Raw genomic sequence first — 14,586 nt, forward strand, 5'->3', positions numbered from 1 at the left:
CCCCGGCCATTGCCGTGCTTTTTGCCGTAGGATCGGAACCACTACCGACTGTAAACAGTTGACTAATGACAATGAGGACAGAAGCCATGGCTGGACTGACCGCGCCGCTACTCGGACTGGAAAAGACGAGCCTGCGTGAACAAGCACTGTCGGCACTGCGGACCGCGATCACCAGCGGCGAACTCGAGCCGGGCCGCCATCTTGTGGAAACCGAACTCTCAGAGATGCTTCAGATCAGCCGGGGAACCCTGCGGGAAGCCCTCCGCCAGCTTGAGCAGGAGGGACTGCTTTCGGCAGGGCCGCGTGGACGGCTTTCCGTCCGGCATCTGGACGAGAAGGAGATCCGGGACATTTTCGCGGTGCGGGCCGCCTTGGAGTCACTGGCTGCCAGAACCCTGTGCGAAATCCCGGACCGAGCGCAGCTGATTCAATCCCTGCATCAGACGATCGACGTGATGGAGGCGGCCCAGGACGCATCATTGGAGGAGCGAGTGGAGTCCGACATGGAATTCCACCGCACTCTTTGCCGTCTCACTGGAAACGAGACGCTCCTGCACTCGTGGGAGTCCTTGGAAGGGTCGATCCGCATGTCCATCATGTTCGGTGGCTTGGAAAAGGGCGTCAAGAACATGAGCGTGAACCGGCACCGCGAAATCGTCGCTGCCATCGAAACCGGCGACGCATCACTGGCCCGGAAGACCATCCACGAACATATGGACGCTGCCGCCACTACCTTGGTGTCCTGAGAACGGTCAGCGAACCCGCTCGGCTCGCGTGAACTTGGCACGTGCACCCGAGACTATGTGTAGCAGCACCGGAGTTTTCTTTCCGATCACGAGATCCAGTGCTTCCAGAAGTTGTGAAACCTCCGTGGCCAAGAGGTGGGGCGCCACGCCCTGCCTCGGCTGGATGCGGACCCGCAGCCCAGGCTGGCCCTTGAACTCGTACGTGGCTACCGATGCCCCCGCCAGATCCGGTCGGTCAGCGAGGGCTGCCCTTAGCGCCTGCTCAGCGACGCCCCCGCCGATGGTGACTAAGCCTTCGACGTCGCCGTCGTCCTCCCCCGACACGAGGAAGTTTGCCTTGCCTTTACCTTGCTGCGAGAGCCAGGCGATCATGGCAACGATGACCGCTATTACCACCAGGGCAGCGACTATCCACAGCCAGCTCTCCTGACGGCCGGGCAGGCGTGTCTGCTCGAAGGCGCCCTCCGCCGATCCCCATACACCGGCCGACCAACCGTGCCACCAGGACGCGACGGCCGGGACGGAAGCCAGCAAAACCAGCAGCACCCCGATAGCCAGGAATACGGCGCCAATAATAAAGAGAAGAACCCGATTCAGTGCGCGCGGTGTACCGTTCATGCGCCAATTACCCCCGACGTGGCCAAATTGACCCGGACGTCCGGCATGGGCACCGGAGACATCTCTTCAAGTTCAGCACGGACGGCCGCCAGGACTGTTTCCTCGCTCACAGCGCTACCGGAGGTGGGCCGCACATTGACGACGACGAGCTGCCGCGAGACCACCACCATCACTTGTTCCCGGGTAACGTTTGCTGCGGTCCGGGCACGACGGGCGAGCGCCGAAGCCAAGACCTCGTCGTCAACTACGACGGCGGCACGCCGGTCCCGGAGCAGGTGCCGCGCCCGCCGGCCAGGCAGGAGGGCTTGAAGCAGGAAGAAGACCCCCACCATGGCAACAACCGCTCCGCCGGCCCCCAGCAGCAACGGCGAGATCCCGTCTGGAAGGGCGATAATCCGCTCCGCGGCGGTGCCGAAATCGATCAGCCAAGGTGGCTGGCCAATCGCCCGGACGCCTGCTTCAAGCAGTACGTACGCACAAACAATCATGACCAACACGGCGGCTATTCCTGCCGCGGCAGCCCGGGAAGAATGCATCTCACGGCGCAGGATATGCCTCATCGCGGGGTCTTCACCGGCCACTGGGCTGGCACCGGACTCCTGCACCACCTTCAATGGCTCTGTTACCTGATCCTGTCTCATTGAACGCGACCTCCTTCCCTCACCTCTGCACCGCTGATCCTGATATCCACACGGCTAAGCCGCGAGCCACTCAGGAGGGATACACGGTTCAGGATCACCGCCTTCGCGGCCACGGCGCGGTCCCAGATGGAACCGCCCAAGCTCTCCACGGCTTGTGGATGTCGTTGGACGTCGATCAGGGCCGGAATGCTGATGGGTGCCACGATGGACAAAGCCAGCAAGCCGCCGTCGTCCGCCCAATCAGCGCGGATGGCGCTGGCGGTTACGCCTAAAGCCTCGGCGGCAGCGGCCTTGGCCAACGATGTCAAAGCCTGGGTACTGATCCGGTTGTGGCCGGCCAGGCTGGTGGTGGAGTCCACAGCCTCAGCCACCTTCATGACGAAGAGCGCCGGCCCGTAATGGCGTCAAGGACGCTTCGGAGATCGAGCTTTCCATCTGCCGCACGGCCAAACAGCGCGCCAATTGCCATGAAAAGGAGCGAAACGAGGAAACCCCAGAGCCCAAAAGAGAGGGACATGAACGCCACGAAAGCACCGATGCCTATGCCGACTACCGTCATGCTCATTGCAGGACCTCCCTTTCAACTACCACTGTCTTGGCGCCGACGGGCTTGGGCGGCGGGGCCACGAAAACATCCGTGATCTCGATGTTGACCTCGATCACCTGGAGACCCACGAGTTCCTCGACTGCCCTGTATACGGCGGCTCGGACTTGGTTTGCTACACCGTGGAGGGGATGGCCGTACGTGGCGACCAACGTGATGTCCACTGCCACCTGTGTCTCGCCGACCTCCGCACGGACGCCTGCGGAGTGGTCCGAACTACCCACGGCATCACGGATGGCGCCGAGTGCCCGGGAGGGACCGGAGCCCAAGGAGTACACGCCGGGAATTGCGCGGGCGGCGATACCCGCGACTTTGGCCACAGCCGCCTCGGAGATGATGGTGCGTCCGGTTCCGGTGGCATCGCCGCCGGGTACGGGCTCGAGCTGCACATTCTGGTCTTCCATGGAGCACTCCCCTTCTCGTCAGTACCACCCTAGCGTCTAGGTCCGACACTGTGTGGCGGAAAGTTATCCACATCCCCCACTGAGTAGTTGGGACGTGGTTGCGGGGCCAGCCTAGACTCGCAGCACGCAATCAAACAGCCGCTGGGGAGCCTGTCATGCCACCACGTTCATTCGCTTTCTCTAGGACGTTTCGCGGGCAGGTGACGCTGGGCCTGCTTCTGGTTTTGTTCCTGTCAGGTTGCGAGGGTCCGTCGACACCCAGCACCTCACCGTCAACACCCTCGACGACGGCGTCGCCCACCTTATCTGGATCGGCTTCCCCGCCTGCGGGCCCTTCGACGGCTGCGGCGTACAAGCCGGCCGATGCGAAGGGGAAGGCCCAGAACGTTCCCGTCCCCGTGATGCCGGAGCTGGCGAAGGAGAACTCGAAGGCCGGGTTGGAGGCGTTCATACGGTACTGGTATGCGACGTATTCCTATGCGACAGAGACAGGTGATGTCGGACCTTGGAGTCTTTCAACTGACACGTCTACCGTCTCCGGCGCCGCCTACAAGAAGGCAATAGATGCCAACTATACAAAGGGGCGGTGGGTAGTTGGGGGTCGAATCACCACACCGGTCATCGAAGTGCTTTGGAAGGACCGACAAGATTCACAGTCTGTAAGGGTTCAGGTCATCCAAGAAGACATACGGTACTTCGACGCCGACGGAAGCCCGGGACAACCTGAAACACTGGCCACCAACACCGCGGAGGCTGTAATTGCTGCGTACCGAAGTGGCCGTTGGCGCGTTATCGACAATGGATTGATCCAAGGCTGATCATGGGTGTATTTAGGCTCGGGTTAGCCCTCCCTGCAGCTACAGTTCTGCTGTGTGTCATCGGATATGCACCTTCTGTGGCCGACGATGATCCCCGAATAAGTGCAGGGAAGAGAGACACAGGGATCGCTGTAGGCGCCAACTTCACCATCGATCCGGAAACTGGAGTGCTGACCTCCAAGAGCGGTGGCACCGCAGCTCAACCCGGTGAGGATCCGAATCAGTACATGGCCGATGTCCACTGTCGCTCAGGCGGGTCGGACACTCCGGACAAAGGCTGCCTCACCCTGGACTGCCCGCCAAAAACACGCGGCGGCCAAGAAGGCACCCCCGTCATCTGGCGGCAAGCTCCGAAGTCGATCACCAAACCCGTATGGACCGACTTCCCGGCGGTCAGTGGACCCACGTGCCTCTACGACCCCCAACCAGAAAACGTCCTGGCCAACATCGCAGCCCGCATCCTCACCGACTTCCGACAACTACCCGTCAACCCCGGAACACTCCAAACCCAACCCGCCCCCAACACCCTCAAAGGCGGACCCACCAACTTCTACACCACCACCAGCGAACAGACCTTCGACGTGATCATCCTCGGCCAGAACGTCCACCTCACCGCCGCCCCCACCAGCTACACCTACACCTACGGCGACGGCACCACCCTCGGACCAACACCCACCCCCGGCCAACCCCTCCCCCAAACCCAATGGCTCACCACCAACACCCGCACCAGCCACACCTACACACAAACCGGCAACTACCAAACCACCCTCACCACCACCTTCACCGGAACCTACACCGTCAACAACGGACCCCCACTACCCATCAACGGAACCCTCGACATCACCACACCACCCACCACCATCCACGTCTGGAAAACCCAAAAAACACTCGTCGCCGACACCTGCCAACAAAACCCCAACTCCTGGGGCTGCCCCGGAGCAACCCGGTGAGAACAAACAGTGACAGCCAACGGTGCGGGCATGCCGATGGGCAGGACGGGGCTCGTTCAGTCGCAGAAGAGTTTTTCACCGCGGGCGCGCACGGCCGCGGTGCTGTGGCGAGCAGCTTTATGCGAACCCTGCAACGCTTCGAATATGCCGTGCCGGTTTGACGTCAGGGTGTTCCGGCCGCGGGGTCCCGGACCAGCATGAAGTGTTAAAGAAGAAAAGCACCAGTTCGAATGAACTGATGCTTCCCAGTGGTGGCTCCGACCGGCGTCGATCCGGTGACCTTTCGATTTTCAGTCGAACGCTCTACCAACTGAGCTACAGAGCCTAGGTGACATGTCACCTTGAGACCCGGAATTTCTTCCGTATCCCAGAGCGACCCTGACGGGACTTGAACCCGCGACCTCCGCCGTGACAGGGCGGCGCGCTAACCAACTGCGCTACAGGGCCTTGCTGTGCGATATCGCTACCGCGTTTTTTTCAAGGCTTCTAGCTTACCAGACTTTCATGACCCGGTTTACCACTTGCCTTGCGTACCCCCAACGGGATTCGAACCCGTGCCGCCGCCGTGAAAGGGCGGTGTCCTAGGCCGCTAGACGATGGGGGCCTGAACTCAATTCGTAAATGAGCAAAGAAAAAGCCCGCTTCCGCGGTCTTTCCCGGTTCTTGCTCGTCCGAACTGGACTCTAAAACTTTAGAGCATGAAGAGCGATATTCCCAAATCGAGACTCTGTGCCGTGAAGCGACCGCCTCAGCGGGACTTCGTGACGTGTCCGAAACCCGCCAGCGACTCTCCCGAACCGCGATTAGATTATCCCTATGACAACCACCACCCCGGCCGGATCCGGCCAACCCAATCCCGGCCTGCCGCCGCGCACCACCCCAGCGCTGACAGCGGGCATCAGCAGGCGTGGCATCGCCGCCGTCGTCATCACCGTGCTCCTCTGGGCCTCGGCTTTCGTCGGAATCCGGGCCGTGGGCCCGAGCTTCTCCCCCGGTTCCTTGTCGCTGGGACGTCTGGCAGTTGCCGCCGTCGCACTTGGAATTGTTGTGCTGCCGACCCTCAAAGTGTGGCCGCGCGGCCGGGAGTGGCTCCCGATCATTGCCTACGGCGTGATGTGGTTCGGGGGCTACAACGTGGCCCTCAACGCCGCCGAGCACATGCTCGACGCCGGCACCAGCGCCATGCTGATCAACGTTTCACCCATCCTCATCGCAATCCTTGCGGGCATCTTCCTCAAGGAGGGCTTTCCGCGGTGGCTGCTGATCGGCAGCGGGGTTGCGTTCTGCGGCGTCGCGATGATCGCTTTGGGTTCGGGACAACGCTCGACGGCGGATGTCGCCGGTGTGCTCTTGTGCTTGCTTGCCGCTGTCCTCGCCTCAGTGAGCGCGATCCTGCAAAAGCCTGTACTCCGGAAATTCACCGCCGGCCAGGCGACCTGGTTCGGCATCCTGGTGGGAGCCGTTTGCTGCCTGCCGTGGGCCGGTCAGCTCATTACCGAAGTGCAAGCGGCCCCACTCCCGGCCACACTTGGCCTCGTGTACCTCGGCATCTTCCCGACAGCCATTGCCTTCACGACATGGGCGTACGCACTTTCCTTGATATCCGCGGGGCGGCTCGCGGCCACAACGTACCTGGTTCCGGGCACCACCATTTTGATCTCGTGGGCGGTGCTTCAAGAGGTGCCAACCATTTGGGGCTGGGTTGGCGGCGCAGTGTGCTTGATCGGCGTCGGATTGACGCGCCGAAGGTCCTAGCGGGCCATTCCTGCCAGAAGTTCCCGATGTGTCGGCGGGTTGGCGCCGGGCCTGCCGACGGTGATCGACGATGCCATCGATGCGATGGTCCCGATCCGCTCCAGGACCGTGGGCGCCATCCCGTCGCTACCCCGCAACAACAGGCCCATGATCAGCGCGGAGGTGTACGAATCCCCGGCGCCGATGGTGTCCGCCACGGCGGAGGGCACAGCAGGAACGGTGAGCTGTATGTGCTTGGTCGCCATGAGCGAACCCTTGGCGCCTTGCGTGATGACAGCCAGCCCGGTGCCAAGGGCCAGGAGATGCCTCGCGGTATCCTCCAGATCCTTTCCCGGGTAAAGCCACCGGGCATCCGAACCGCTCATCCTGACGACGTCCGTCAGTGGCACCATCTCCTCGAAAAGGGATAACGCCTCCTGATGGCTCCCCAGAAGATCGGGACGGATGTTTGGATCGTAGGTCACCATCGACCCACCCTGCGCCTGCTCCAGCAAACCCCGCACAACCCCGGCCCCGGGCTCCAGGAACGTTGCAATGGAGCCGGTGTGGAGGATCCGCGGAGCGTAGGGCAGGGCAACGGGCGGCAAGGCCCAATCGATGTCGAACGTGTATGTGGCCGAACCGTCGGCAGCAATCCGGGCCGTCGCCGTCGCCGTCTTCTCCAGAGACTTGGACCCGGGCAACAGCACAACGCCGGCGCTCTCCAGGTGCGAGGCGATCGCTGCGCCCCGTTCGTCACGGCCAATCGCCGTCAGCAGCCCTGCTTTTACATCCAGTCGGCCCAGTCCGTAAGCGACGTTGGCCGGAGAACCGCCGGGGTACTCGATGTCACCTTCAAGAGACTTCACGATATCGATCAGCGCCTCCCCCACCACGACGACGGCGAGTGGCTCGGGCGTGAGATGGGGCGAGGCAGACATGCAGATCCTGTTCGTTAGCGAGGGCTTAGGTTTAGTATCGCCCATGACGCCACAGCCCAGGGCCCTGTGCACGGGCTACAGTCGTAATATGCCCGCGAACCTCCCGCCCGGCCTTCCAAACATTCCCGACGGCGGTTTTCCCTCCTCGCCGCTGCGGAAGGCTCCCTTCGGGATGTCGGCCGAAGATTTTGAGGCGGCCGTAACTGATGCCTTGCACCGCATTCCGCCCAAGGCCGCCAACGCTATGGACAACGTGGCCATTTTTATCGAGGACGTCTACACACCCCAGCCAGGCGAGGATCCGGACACAGTATTGCTTGGGCTTTATGAGGGCGTCCCGCTGACCGAGCGTGATTCGTGGTGGGAGGCAGGTTCGTTGCCGGACCGGATTACCATTTTCCGGCAACCCATCCTGGACATGTGTACCAGCCGTGAGCAAGTCATCCACGAGGTGGTCGTCACCGTTATGCACGAGATTGCGCATCACTTCGGAATTGATGACCACAGGCTCCATGACCTCGGCTGGGGCTAGCCTTGTAAGCATGGCGCACGACCACAATCATTCCCACGGACTCACAGCAACCGGTAGGCACCGGAAACGGCTGATCGCAGTACTGGCCATCACCTTAGCGGTGGTGGGAATCCAGGTGCTCGGCGCCGTGGTGTCAGGGTCACTGGCCTTGCTCGCTGACGCCGGCCACATGCTCTCAGACGCGGCAGGGGTTTTCATCGCGCTGATGGCAGCGTGGATTGCCACCCGACCAGCGAGCGATCAACGGACCTATGGCTACCAACGCGCAGAGGTCTTGGCGGCCTTGGCCAACGCACTGATCCTCATTGTCATCGCTGTAGTGATCATGATTGAAGCCCTGCGTCGTTTTGGTGAGACGCCGGACATCCGCACGGACGTCATGTTGTGGGCAGCAGTCCTGGGCGCCGTCGCCAATCTCTGCTCGCTCCTGATTTTGCAAGGCGCGCAGAAAGAAAGCCTGAACGTCCGCGGTGCCTACTTGGAGGTCGTTGGCGACCTCCTTGGTTCAATTGCCGTGATTGTGGCTGCCGTTGTGATCATGACCACCGGCTTTACGGCAGCAGACCCGATTGCGTCGGTCCTCATTTCCCTCATGATCATCCCCAGGGCGTGGCACCTGCTGCGGGACGTAGTGGACGTGCTCCTTGAGGCAACGCCCAAGGGAGTTGATGTGAACATGATCAGGGAACACATCATCGCCGTCGACGGAGTAGTGGAGGCCCACGACATCCACATTTGGACCATCACCTCAGGGGTTCCGGTCTTCTCCGCCCACGTGGTGGTGGAGGACCAAGTGTTGAACGCCAGCGGAGCCGATAGCATCCTCGATCAGCTGGGGACCTGCCTGGGCCGGCATTTCGACACAGAGCACTGCACGTTCCAGTTGGAGCCCGTCAGCCACTCCGAGCACGAGTCACACCAGCACGCTTAGCCGGGACCTAACACTCCCGGTCTGGACCTGGCACTCCCGGCCGGGACCTACCTAGGCTGCCCCGAGCATCGGCCCGAATTGAGGCCGGTCAGCCAACCGAGGGTCTTCCCTGTCCGGGACAACCAACACCGGCCCCTTGGCATGGTGAAGGACGCCATCTGAGGTGGAGCCCAACAGCATTCCGGCGAACCCACCCCGTCCGCGAGTACCCAGGACAACAAGCTCCACCCCGCCGCTGGCCTCAACAAGGACCTCCACCGGTGAACCGTCCCTGAGTTCCGCTTCTACAGTCAATGCAGGGAAGTGGCTCTTGAGCCAGGCCACGCCTGCCTCAAGCTGGACCTTGATGTCCGCGAACAAAGCGTCCCGGTCCATGGGTGCAGGCACCCAAGCAAGTGAGCCGCTGTACTGCGGCACAGCGCAGATAACCCGGAGCTTGGCGCCTATCCGCATGGCTTGTTCCGCCGCATCAAGTACCGCCACCCGGGCTTGCTCCGAGCCGTCAACACCTACCACCACCACGTTCTCCACGGTCCGCGGGCCGGACTTTGCGTGCTGGGCTTTGACGTGTTTATCCTCGGTGTTTTCGCCCAGGCGGTCCGCGCAGTACAGCGGAACCGTCACGGTGGGGCACTTGGCGTGGGCCGGCAGCGCGCTGCTTACCGATCCCAGCAGCCGACCCACAAAACCGCCCCGCCCCCTGCTTCCAAAAACAAGCAGCGCGGCGTCCGCCGAAAGGTCCAGCAGCACGCCCGCGGCGTCGCCGTTTTCCACAGAGGCGTCTACGTCAATGGCATAACTGGAAACTTTGTCCATGGCTTGGGCAATGATGGCCTCCGCGCCCTCGCGGATCACCGAATCGTCTACGGTGGCATAACCGCCGTCGAGCCCTGACGCAGCAAAAATAGGTACCGAGTATGCCGTGACGATGTGCAGCGGAAGCTGGCGGCGTTCCGCTTCCCTCGCTGCCCAAATCAAGGCGCACTTTCCATGCTCGGATCCGTCAACTCCGACCACGATGCCACCAGGCGCCACTGCCTGGTCCTCGCGGTCATTCGGCTCATTGATGTGCCTGCCGTGCTGGTCCATGGGGGCCCGCCTCTCCACCTACTGCTTGATGTTCCGGCTATTCTGCCAGAGGTTTCTTCCTACGGCTTCCCGCAGGCACTGGTGTCAACAACCGGGGCGAAAGATCTCAAGGAATCTCTTCCGCCAATGCCCACTATTCTCGGTCCACAGGGCCTAATCAAGGCGACTTTGGGCTATGTGGGTAACGGTCCGGGCTCAGTTCTTGGACCCCGTTATCGCGGTCCGCCAAGACGCCGAAAAACGCGTCCTTGAAAGCTATCCTTGGCCGAAAAAGTTCGGTAGTGTTCGAGTCACTGAATGGACGGGCAATGTGTTTCACCACACACCTCGGCCATTAGCTGCGGCCGCTTGGGTTTTCCGAATGGGCCCACGCGCAGCCCGAACAGCACCGATGTCAAGGAGGAACCACGCAGTGTCACTGACGCCTGATTCCGGCATGGAACGTACCACCACCGTGGTCATTGGAGCCGGCCTCTCCGGCTTGGCAGTGGCCAGTGAGCTAAGCCGCCACGGAGTCGGTTCCATCGTTCTGGACGGCTTCGGCGCCTTGTCCGCTTCCGGACAGAACGTCAACACGGGAATGCTTCAGCGATGCGACGCGGGTGACCCTGGAACCATCCAAGAACGCCACGAGATCCTCCGGCACTTGCGCAACTACGCCGCCAACCACCACATAGATGTGCGCAATGCCACGCGTGCACTCCGCCTTGATTTCCTTGGGCGTGAACCATCCGCGCAACTCGGTTACGGGCTGTCCAAAAGCTTCACGGGGGCTGCTGCCAACGGTGCGTTGGAGCTCTCAGGCCCCATGGAAGCCGCCCCGCGGCAATGGGCTGTCCATACAGCGGACGGCATTCTGTTGGCGGATCACATAGTGGTGACGCGCTGCGCACAAAGCCAACTGCGTCGTATGCTGTCCGAACTGGGGATCGCCCTGGGCCAGAACTTTGCCACGGCCATGCGTGCCCTGGGAATGCACCTCGTGGGCGTCGGTGAACTCATCGCACCGAGCCCCAAGGAGGTGCTCCGGCAAGCCAAGGCCGTGGGGCAGGCGATTTCGTCAAAGGTCGCTTTGCCTGGCGGATCCGTTTCCACTGGCTCCCGTATGGCCATCGCCTGAAACTTAATCGCACAACTGCGAACACCAAAGGCCGGCACGGTCGAAAGACGCTAGTCCTCGACCATGCCGGCCTTTGGTTTGCTACCTAAAGCTGCAACGTGAAGCTTATGCGCCCGCGCGCACGTACGTGACAGGCCCGACGTTGGTCATCCAGCTAACAGGGTGGATGCCGGTCTGGTTGCCGTTGATGCCACCGCTGATGGCCTGGCCGTTGCCAATGTAAATGGCAACGTGGCCGGACTGGACGATCATGTCGCCCGGCAACGGTGAGCTGACTACCTTGCCGTAGTTCAGGAACTGCAGGGGCGCGAGGTCCCCAACAGGGATGCCGGCCGAGCCAAGGGCCCTTTCCACCATGGCAGTGCAATCCTGCATGATGCCGATCTGGGCGTATGCCGAGGCGACCATGGCGGCGTTCACGCCACTGGCCGGCGCGGCGGCCGCAGGAGCTACAGGCGCTGCAGCCGGTGCGGCTGGAGCGGCCTTGACGGCAACAGGTGCTGGAGCAACAGCTGCGGCGACTGCCTTCTTGGCGACCGGGGCCTGAGCGGCGGGAGCCTCGACGACGGGGGCCGGCTTTTCGACGACCGGGGCTGCCTCCGAGGCAACAGTGGGACGCTCGAAGTTGACGGTTGCCGTGGCCGCAGCGGTGACGACCTTGTTAGGCGCCCCGGTGGCGTGTTCCGCTACGGTGGCAGGGCTGGAATCCCGCTGAACGGGCGGCTCGGCAGCGTGTGCCGCTACGGTGCCGGTCAAGACCAATCCCGATGCCGCGGCGATCACGGCGGCCTGGCGACCAGCGCCGGACGCGTTGCTGGCAACGGCCTTGGAGATGGAAATAAAAGGATTAGGACGTACGGTGTCCGCCTTACGACGGCCGCGAAGAATGCGTGAAGACATGAAAAAGCCTCTCCCGATGCCTGCGAGGTTAGCTGTCGGATTCGGATGGGAGTCACCCGGCCACGATCCCCCGCTGGGCAGCGGAAGCCTCGTGGCTTCACCCCAAGGCACGCTCAAAAGCGACCTAAATTGGGTTCCCCGTCTCTGCCGTGGTTTGTCTGCGAACGGATTCCGGGACTGCGGCAGAGCTAGGCAATCAGTCCGGAAGTGCCCGCTACGTGGAACAGGCACATTTACAACCGTACGGGATCCCTCAGGCAAAGTCACATTTCTGTAACGGACAGGCTTCCTACTCGGGCTTCCTTACTCAGGCTGATCGTCGCCGTCTGCGTCGTCCGGGACTGCCAGCCTGCGGCGCGCCGTCACCGCCAGGTACGCCACTATGCCAACCGCGACCACAGCCAGGCCCACGATGCTCCAAGGAAACGGCTCGGACGAGTCCCGGACGCCTACGCCGTCGGCCGCCCGAGGCGCGCTGCTGCTGCCGGGAGCCGCTTCGCCCGCAGTCGGAACGGCCGCCAAGGCGGACGGCTCCGCAGCGCCGCTTGCCGACGTCGTACTTCCAGTGGTTGCCGTGAAGCTGAAGGTGCCTTCAATGGGATGTGAGTCGGAGCTGACCACGCGCCATACCACCGTGTATTTGCCTGCCGGGGCACCGGAACGCAACTTTTGCACGGCTTGGTTGTCGATTATTTCGACGGCGCCGTCCGCCCAGTTCTGCCCGCCCTCGCTAACCGTTACGCCGGACCCGATGGCCAGCGGCGGGTTATTGAACGTAATCGAAACCGACGCCGGTACCCCTGCCACGGTGGCACCGTCCGCTGGTGCCGTTGACTCAGCGACATCATGCGCGGACGCTGGCGCTGCTGAAAACAGCAAAGCGCCCGCGAAGGCAAGAGCGGCGACGACGGCGGCCAGAAGCGTGCGGGTTGTACGCATTTGGGGCGGTTTCTCCTAGTGTTGGCTTCCTTACAGAGTAGGCGAATGGTCACAGGCACCCACTCCGCGGGGCATAGGATTTGATAGCACACTCCCCCCGAACCCCGGAGACCTTCATGCTGAAACAAGGTTCTGCCCTTGACCGCTACTTCAAGATCACCGAACGCGGATCCACGTACTCACGGGAAATCCGGGGCGGGTTCGCGACGTTCTTCGCCATGAGCTACATCGTGGTCTTGAACCCTCTCATCCTTTCGGGCGCTGATTCCGGCGGGGGTACCTTGGGGTCGGCCGCCGTTGCGGCAACCACTGCCTTCGTTGCAGGCATCCTGACAATCCTCATGGGCGCATGGGCCAAACACCCCTTTGCCTTGGCCACCGGCTTGGGCGTTAACGCCTTTGTAGCGGTCACGGTTGCCACGCACCCGGGCCTTACCTGGCCGGACATGATGGGTTTGGTGCTCCTCTCCGGCCTGACCATGCTGATCCTGGTCCTGACCGGTTTCCGGACGGCTGTGTTCAAGGCAGTTCCCGATGCCCTGAAGACCGCGATCGTGGTGGGCATCGGCTTCTTCATTGCCTTGATCGGGCTCGTGAATGCCGGCTTTGTCCGCCGGATCCCCGACGCCGCCCACACCACGGTTCCCCTGGGGCTGGGCGTCGATGACAAGTTGCTGGGCTGGCCCACACTGGTGTTCGTGGTCGGACTGATCCTGACCATCGCCCTGGTTGTCCGCAAGGTCCGCGGTGCGATCCTGATCGGCATCGTGGTGTCCACGGTGCTTGCGGCCATCCTCGAATTCACGCTTCACATCGGCCCCAGCTTTGATGGAAAAAACGTCAACCCCCGCGGCTGGTCGCTGGTAGCCCCCACCATCTCGCAATGGGGTGCCCCTGATCTGTCCCTGATCGGCAAAGCCAACCCTGTAGGCGCCTTCCAACACCTCGGCTTCATCGCCGCTGCCCTGCTGGCATTCGTGATCCTGCTCAGCATCTTCTTCGACGCCATGGGCACCATGGTGGGCTTGGCCAACGAGGCAGGCACCGTGGATGAACACGGCAACATCCCCAACGTTGACCGTGTCCTTCAGGTAGACGCCCTCGGTGCCATCATCGGCGGTGGCTCGTCCGTGTCCTCGAACCAGATCTTCGTTGAATCCGGCGCCGGCATCGGGGAAGGCGCCCGGACCGGCCTCGCCTCGATCGTCACAGGCCTCCTGTTCCTGGTGGCCATGTTCTTCACCCCCCTGATCAACCTGGTTCCGTTCGAAGCCGTAGCGCCGGCACTGGTAGTGGTGGGCTTCATGATGGTCTCGCAAGTGGGCAAGATCGACTGGCAGGACTGGGGCCTCGGCATCCCCGCCTTCCTGACCATCGCCCTTATGCCGTTCACGTACTCGATCGCGAACGGCTTGGGGGCAGGCTTTATCTCCTACGTGCTGATCCGCGCATTCCAGGGCCGCGCTCGTGAGGTGCACCCGCTCATGTGGGTTGTGGCGGCGGCATTCGTGTTGTTCTTTGGCATCGGCACCATCGAGGAGATGTTCGGAGTCAAGTAAGGGCAAGGCCCTAGTCCGGAGACCCAGACACTCCCGACGCCGAAGTGCTGGTTTTCGTCC

At 62.4% G+C, this 14,586-nt stretch carries 18 protein-coding genes, 3 tRNA genes and 1 riboswitch; of the genes, 8 read left to right on the forward strand and 13 right to left on the reverse strand.

The window, feature by feature from the left end; all coding sequences use genetic code 11:
• Window positions 1–86: 86 nt before the first annotated feature.
• Window positions 87–746 carry a GntR family transcriptional regulator gene (locus QRN04_RS09740; RefSeq protein ID WP_284975905.1) on the forward strand — a complete coding sequence of 220 codons (660 nt, stop codon included), beginning with the start codon at window positions 87–89 and terminating at the stop codon, window positions 744–746.
• 6 nt (window positions 747–752) lie between these two features.
• Here the strand turns inward: QRN04_RS09740 and QRN04_RS09745 are convergent, their stop codons facing one another.
• From QRN04_RS09745 to QRN04_RS09770, 6 genes are all read right to left on the reverse strand, one after another.
• Window positions 753–1,364 carry a hypothetical protein gene (locus QRN04_RS09745; protein ID WP_284975819.1) on the reverse strand — a complete coding sequence of 204 codons (612 nt, stop codon included), beginning with the start codon at window positions 1,362–1,364 and terminating at the stop codon, window positions 753–755.
• Window positions 1,361–2,005 (reverse strand): DUF6286 domain-containing protein, encoded by a 645-nt coding sequence (locus tag QRN04_RS09750; protein WP_284975820.1) that lies wholly within the window; start codon window positions 2,003–2,005, stop codon window positions 1,361–1,363. Before QRN04_RS09750 ends, QRN04_RS09745 begins: the two co-directional genes overlap by 4 nt.
• Window positions 2,002–2,382: a hypothetical protein gene (locus QRN04_RS09755; RefSeq protein WP_284975821.1), complete on the reverse strand. Its 381-nt coding sequence runs from the start codon at window positions 2,380–2,382 to the stop codon at window positions 2,002–2,004. The genes QRN04_RS09750 and QRN04_RS09755 overlap by 4 nt, the downstream gene beginning before the upstream one ends.
• Window positions 2,379–2,570 (reverse strand): DUF2273 domain-containing protein, encoded by a 192-nt coding sequence (locus tag QRN04_RS09760; RefSeq protein ID WP_284975822.1) that lies wholly within the window; start codon window positions 2,568–2,570, stop codon window positions 2,379–2,381. Before QRN04_RS09760 ends, QRN04_RS09755 begins: the two co-directional genes overlap by 4 nt.
• On the reverse strand, window positions 2,567–3,013 hold the full coding sequence (locus QRN04_RS09765; protein WP_284975823.1) for an Asp23/Gls24 family envelope stress response protein: 447 nt from the start codon (window positions 3,011–3,013) through the stop codon (window positions 2,567–2,569). The genes QRN04_RS09760 and QRN04_RS09765 overlap by 4 nt, the downstream gene beginning before the upstream one ends.
• 130 nt (window positions 3,014–3,143) lie before the next feature.
• A complete protein-coding gene (locus QRN04_RS09770) occupies window positions 3,144–3,464 on the reverse strand; it encodes a hypothetical protein (protein WP_284975910.1) in 321 nt (106 codons plus the stop codon).
• Here QRN04_RS09770 and QRN04_RS09775 point away from each other — a divergent pair.
• Both QRN04_RS09775 and QRN04_RS09780 read left to right on the forward strand, forming a co-directional pair.
• Window positions 3,415–3,831 carry a DUF6318 family protein gene (locus QRN04_RS09775; RefSeq protein WP_284975906.1) on the forward strand — a complete coding sequence of 139 codons (417 nt, stop codon included), beginning with the start codon at window positions 3,415–3,417 and terminating at the stop codon, window positions 3,829–3,831. The two genes, QRN04_RS09770 and QRN04_RS09775, sit on opposite strands and share 50 nt — an antisense overlap.
• Window positions 3,832–3,908: 77 nt before the next feature.
• The gene (locus QRN04_RS09780; RefSeq protein WP_284975824.1) at window positions 3,909–4,781 is read left to right on the forward strand and encodes a hypothetical protein; all 873 of its coding nucleotides are present in this window, start codon (window positions 3,909–3,911) and stop codon (window positions 4,779–4,781) included.
• A gap of 249 nt (window positions 4,782–5,030) precedes the next feature.
• Here the strand turns inward: QRN04_RS09780 and QRN04_RS09785 are convergent.
• The 3 genes from QRN04_RS09785 to QRN04_RS09795 all read right to left on the reverse strand — a co-directional run bounded on the left by QRN04_RS09785 (window position 5,031) and on the right by QRN04_RS09795 (window position 5,385).
• Window positions 5,031–5,106, reverse strand: a tRNA-Phe gene (locus QRN04_RS09785).
• A 48-nt stretch (window positions 5,107–5,154) separates the two neighbouring features.
• Window positions 5,155–5,228: transfer RNA gene (locus QRN04_RS09790), tRNA-Asp, on the reverse strand.
• A gap of 84 nt (window positions 5,229–5,312) precedes the next feature.
• Window positions 5,313–5,385: transfer RNA gene (locus tag QRN04_RS09795), tRNA-Glu, on the reverse strand.
• A 212-nt stretch (window positions 5,386–5,597) separates the two neighbouring features.
• On the opposite strand from QRN04_RS09795, the gene QRN04_RS09800 reads away from it, so the two are divergent.
• Window positions 5,598–6,536 (forward strand): DMT family transporter, encoded by a 939-nt coding sequence (locus QRN04_RS09800; protein ID WP_284975825.1) that lies wholly within the window; start codon window positions 5,598–5,600, stop codon window positions 6,534–6,536.
• Here QRN04_RS09800 and QRN04_RS09805 read toward each other — a convergent pair.
• Window positions 6,533–7,456 carry a carbohydrate kinase family protein gene (locus QRN04_RS09805; protein WP_284975826.1) on the reverse strand — a complete coding sequence of 308 codons (924 nt, stop codon included), beginning with the start codon at window positions 7,454–7,456 and terminating at the stop codon, window positions 6,533–6,535. The genes QRN04_RS09800 and QRN04_RS09805 overlap by 4 nt on opposite strands.
• 88 nt (window positions 7,457–7,544) lie before the next feature.
• On the opposite strand from QRN04_RS09805, the gene QRN04_RS09810 reads away from it, so the two are divergent.
• Window positions 7,545–7,988 (forward strand): metallopeptidase family protein, encoded by a 444-nt coding sequence (locus QRN04_RS09810; protein ID WP_284975827.1) that lies wholly within the window; start codon window positions 7,545–7,547, stop codon window positions 7,986–7,988.
• Window positions 7,989–7,998: 10 nt separating this feature from the next.
• Window positions 7,999–8,919, forward strand: coding sequence for a cation diffusion facilitator family transporter (locus tag QRN04_RS09815; protein ID WP_284975828.1), 921 nt, complete (start codon window positions 7,999–8,001; stop codon window positions 8,917–8,919).
• 51 nt (window positions 8,920–8,970) lie between these two features.
• On the opposite strand, the gene QRN04_RS09820 is transcribed toward QRN04_RS09815, so the two are convergent.
• A complete protein-coding gene (locus QRN04_RS09820) occupies window positions 8,971–10,008 on the reverse strand; it encodes a universal stress protein (RefSeq protein ID WP_284975829.1) in 1,038 nt (345 codons plus the stop codon).
• A 418-nt stretch (window positions 10,009–10,426) separates the two neighbouring features.
• Here QRN04_RS09820 and QRN04_RS09825 point away from each other — a divergent pair, with 418 nt between their 5' ends.
• Entirely contained in the window at window positions 10,427–11,128 is a 702-nt protein-coding gene (locus tag QRN04_RS09825) for an NAD(P)/FAD-dependent oxidoreductase (RefSeq protein ID WP_284975907.1), read from the forward strand.
• 105 nt (window positions 11,129–11,233) lie between these two features.
• Here the strand turns inward: QRN04_RS09825 and QRN04_RS09830 are convergent, their stop codons facing one another.
• Together QRN04_RS09830 and QRN04_RS09835 are read right to left on the reverse strand one after the other, a co-directional pair.
• Window positions 11,234–12,028, reverse strand: coding sequence for a C40 family peptidase (locus QRN04_RS09830; RefSeq protein ID WP_284975830.1), 795 nt, complete (start codon window positions 12,026–12,028; stop codon window positions 11,234–11,236).
• Window positions 12,029–12,031: 3 nt separating this feature from the next.
• A riboswitch (cyclic di-AMP (ydaO/yuaA leader) is annotated at window positions 12,032–12,215 on the reverse strand.
• Between the two features lie 116 nt (window positions 12,216–12,331).
• Window positions 12,332–12,967: a copper resistance CopC family protein gene (locus tag QRN04_RS09835; RefSeq protein WP_284975831.1), complete on the reverse strand. Its 636-nt coding sequence runs from the start codon at window positions 12,965–12,967 to the stop codon at window positions 12,332–12,334.
• Between the two features lie 116 nt (window positions 12,968–13,083).
• Between QRN04_RS09835 and QRN04_RS09840 the strand changes: the two genes are divergently transcribed.
• Window positions 13,084–14,526 (forward strand): NCS2 family permease, encoded by a 1,443-nt coding sequence (locus tag QRN04_RS09840; RefSeq protein ID WP_284975832.1) that lies wholly within the window; start codon window positions 13,084–13,086, stop codon window positions 14,524–14,526.
• Window positions 14,527–14,586 lie beyond the last annotated feature (60 nt).

The sequence above is a fragment of the Arthrobacter sp. efr-133-TYG-104 genome (genome assembly GCF_030208915.1).
Taxonomy (GTDB): Bacteria; Actinomycetota; Actinomycetes; order Actinomycetales; family Micrococcaceae; genus Arthrobacter.

What these genes read in the sequence shown, in the direction of transcription:
- QRN04_RS09755 (WP_284975821.1), bottom strand. Translation starts at nt 2,382, where the DNA reads ATGAAGGTGGCTGAGGCTGTGGACTCCACCACCAGCCTGGCCGGCCAC.
- QRN04_RS09815 (WP_284975828.1), top strand. Translation starts at nt 7,999, where the DNA reads ATGGCGCACGACCACAATCATTCCCACGGACTCACAGCAACCGGTAGG.
- QRN04_RS09835 (WP_284975831.1), bottom strand. Translation starts at nt 12,967, where the DNA reads ATGCGTACAACCCGCACGCTTCTGGCCGCCGTCGTCGCCGCTCTTGCC.
- QRN04_RS09740 (WP_284975905.1), top strand. Translation starts at nt 87, where the DNA reads ATGGCTGGACTGACCGCGCCGCTACTCGGACTGGAAAAGACGAGCCTG.
- QRN04_RS09810 (WP_284975827.1), top strand. Translation starts at nt 7,545, where the DNA reads ATGCCCGCGAACCTCCCGCCCGGCCTTCCAAACATTCCCGACGGCGGT.
- QRN04_RS09750 (WP_284975820.1), bottom strand. Translation starts at nt 2,005, where the DNA reads ATGAGACAGGATCAGGTAACAGAGCCATTGAAGGTGGTGCAGGAGTCC.
- QRN04_RS09800 (WP_284975825.1), top strand. Translation starts at nt 5,598, where the DNA reads ATGACAACCACCACCCCGGCCGGATCCGGCCAACCCAATCCCGGCCTG.
- QRN04_RS09770 (WP_284975910.1), bottom strand. Translation starts at nt 3,464, where the DNA reads ATGAACGCCTCCAACCCGGCCTTCGAGTTCTCCTTCGCCAGCTCCGGC.
- QRN04_RS09765 (WP_284975823.1), bottom strand. Translation starts at nt 3,013, where the DNA reads ATGGAAGACCAGAATGTGCAGCTCGAGCCCGTACCCGGCGGCGATGCC.
- QRN04_RS09820 (WP_284975829.1), bottom strand. Translation starts at nt 10,008, where the DNA reads ATGGACCAGCACGGCAGGCACATCAATGAGCCGAATGACCGCGAGGAC.
- QRN04_RS09830 (WP_284975830.1), bottom strand. Translation starts at nt 12,028, where the DNA reads ATGTCTTCACGCATTCTTCGCGGCCGTCGTAAGGCGGACACCGTACGT.
- QRN04_RS09840 (WP_284975832.1), top strand. Translation starts at nt 13,084, where the DNA reads ATGCTGAAACAAGGTTCTGCCCTTGACCGCTACTTCAAGATCACCGAA.
- QRN04_RS09805 (WP_284975826.1), bottom strand. Translation starts at nt 7,456, where the DNA reads ATGTCTGCCTCGCCCCATCTCACGCCCGAGCCACTCGCCGTCGTCGTG.
- QRN04_RS09760 (WP_284975822.1), bottom strand. Translation starts at nt 2,570, where the DNA reads ATGAGCATGACGGTAGTCGGCATAGGCATCGGTGCTTTCGTGGCGTTC.
- QRN04_RS09745 (WP_284975819.1), bottom strand. Translation starts at nt 1,364, where the DNA reads ATGAACGGTACACCGCGCGCACTGAATCGGGTTCTTCTCTTTATTATT.
- QRN04_RS09775 (WP_284975906.1), top strand. Translation starts at nt 3,415, where the DNA reads ATGCCGGAGCTGGCGAAGGAGAACTCGAAGGCCGGGTTGGAGGCGTTC.